The organism is Oleiphilus sp. HI0123, from assembly GCF_001635315.1.
The window spans coordinates 1-1,482 of sequence record NZ_LWGE01001468.1 but is presented as its reverse complement, the minus strand read 5'-3'; the positions used below and the strand labels follow the sequence as shown (position 1 = coordinate 1,482).

The 1,482-nt window shown below is 41.6% G+C and carries 1 protein-coding gene; it reads right to left on the bottom strand.

Features of this window, described 5'->3' with window-relative positions; genetic code table 11:
- A partial coding sequence (locus A3761_RS19310) for an ABC transporter substrate-binding protein (protein ID WP_197473123.1) occupies positions 1–1,153 on the bottom strand: 1,153 nt, incomplete at its 3' end.
- Positions 1,154–1,482: the final 329 nt, after the last annotated feature.

Below are 1,482 nucleotides of genomic sequence, written 5' to 3'. Positions count from 1 at the left end.
TCAGGTTTTTATTGACATAGAATAAGATTGAAATAAAGGCTGCGCCAATAACAAATATAATACTGGAAACTTGGAGTACCTGACGCGTCAGTTGGCTGGCTTCATTTAGTTCAGGAGAGTAAATGAAACGCTCGTGGTTCAATTCGCCAGTGCTCATGCCAAGATCGGTAAACGAGTCAGCGATGTGCTGCCACCTTCCTGGGTTCATGTGTCCCAGATCCACCAGTTTGGGAACGATTAGACGAATGGTCTCCTGAGCTTCATGGCGGAGTTCTTCAATGCTGAGTTCTGATTGATACTTATTCTTGATGAGCTCAATAAGCTCATCTGGATTCTCAATAGCGTAACGCCAGCCGTCAATACTGGCTTTTCTAATGGCTTTCACTTCATCGCTATGCTCATCAACTTTAGACTCTGTGCTAAATAACACGTCTCCGTAATAGTCTATTCCGTAAACACGAGGGTCTATAAGGTTGTATTCGACACCTCTTTGTCTCAGCTGGAAGGGTTGATCGGTTATATAACCAACCATTGCATCGACTTTTTCATCGATTAAATCCTGAATATTGTAGGATAAGGGCACCGACTCAATTTGTGACTCATTAATCCCTTCTTTCTTTAACAGTCCTAACGTATTTGAACCGTAATGTCCCTCTGGGTACATCACGCGTTTACCGATTAAGTCTTGTGGAGTTAGCAGATTATTCTTCTTTAAAGTCATCAATACGATTGGCGAGTGTTGAATAATGGCTGCTAATGCGACGAGAGGATTGCCGTTCAGGTGATAGAGCACAAGCTCAGCATTGGCTATGCCATAATCAGCCTTACCCTCAAGCACTTCTGTGATGGGGTTTATATCAGGACCGGCAGCTCTGATCTCGACGTTGTAACCGGCATCTTGGTAATAGCCATTTTCCAGGGCTGCGTAGAATCCTGCAAATTGAAATTGGTGTTTCCACTTCAGTTGTATACTGACATTTTTGAGTGATGGGCTGAGATGCTCATCTGCGTAAGCGCTTGTGGAGCCAATCAACATACTCAGATACAGAAGAAAGAATAACGAGACGGTTGATGTGCCTCTAGCAACCCGTAGCGCTATACTGGGCAATATCTGTACGTGGGCGTTGCTTGCTTTCTTTGTTATGTTATTCAAAGTTAAAAGTCTACTGGTTAAAGGTAATAGCCGCGTATTTGGAAGGCCAAAGCAATCTTTTAAGTGTAGTTCAAAAAAACACCAGCTGCAGAGTTACGAGCTTAAAAATAATGTAAATTTATTGGCGGAATTATCAGGTATTAATAAGTCTTTGTGCCAGATCAAGGCATTGGATAAGAAGTTTGTTCATAGTATGAGTTATAGATTTTGTTTTGAAGCTGATTCAGAACCCCCTGTGTCAGGATAGTTGTCGCCTCTGTTAATTTTTAATAATTGAATAGGAGGCGGTAAGAGAATATGAGTGAAGCATTATTCAAAAGAGTTTAAAG